We start from the raw sequence: 721 nt of genomic DNA, 5'->3' as shown, positions 1-721 counted from the left end.
TGCCGCCGGCGACGGGATTAGCGGTGGCAGTAATTGAATAGAGTGGTGTGAAATTCGCCGTCACTGCTTTTGCGGCAGTGACATTCGTTAATGCGCACGTTGTGCCGGTGCAGGCGCCCGTGAAATTGGTAAAAACATAACCCACATTGGTCGTGGCAATGCAATTTGCTGAACCGCCAGCAGTGACCGGATTGGGAGTGCAATTGATGGTGCCGCCGGCAACGGGATCGGCGGTGGCAGTAATTGAATAGAGTGGTGTGAAATTCGCCGTCACTGCTTTTGCGGCAGTGACATTCGTTAATGCGCACGTTGTGCCGGTGCAAGCGCCTGTGAAATTGGTAAAAACATAACCCACATTGGTCGTGGCAATGCAATTTGCTGAACCGCCCGCAGTGACCGGATTGGGAGTGCAATTGATGGTGCCGCCGGCGACGGGATTAGCGGTGGCAGTAATTAAATAGAGTGGTGTGAAATTCGCCGTCACTGCTTTTGCGGCAGTGACATTCGTTAATGCGCACGTTGTGCCGGTGCAAGCGCCCGTGAAATTAGTAAAAACATAACCAGTATTGGTCGTGGCAATGCAATTTGCAGAATCGCCAGCAGTGACCGGATTGGGAGTGCAATTGATGGTGCCGCCGGCGACGGGATCGGCGGTGGCAGTAATTAAATAGAGTGGTGTGAAATTCGCCGTCACTGCTTTTGCGGCAGTGACATTCGTTAA

General features: G+C 52.7%; 1 protein-coding gene. It reads right to left on the bottom strand.

Translation table 11 applies throughout. The features are described from left to right. On the bottom strand, nucleotides 1-721 hold a 721-nt coding region (locus tag CKO12_RS14440), incomplete at both ends, for an InlB B-repeat-containing protein (protein ID WP_200155407.1).

The organism is Chromatium okenii (genome assembly GCF_016583745.1).
GTDB lineage: Bacteria > Pseudomonadota > Gammaproteobacteria > Chromatiales > Chromatiaceae > Chromatium > Chromatium okenii.
This window is presented reverse-complemented; position numbering and strand designations above follow the sequence as displayed.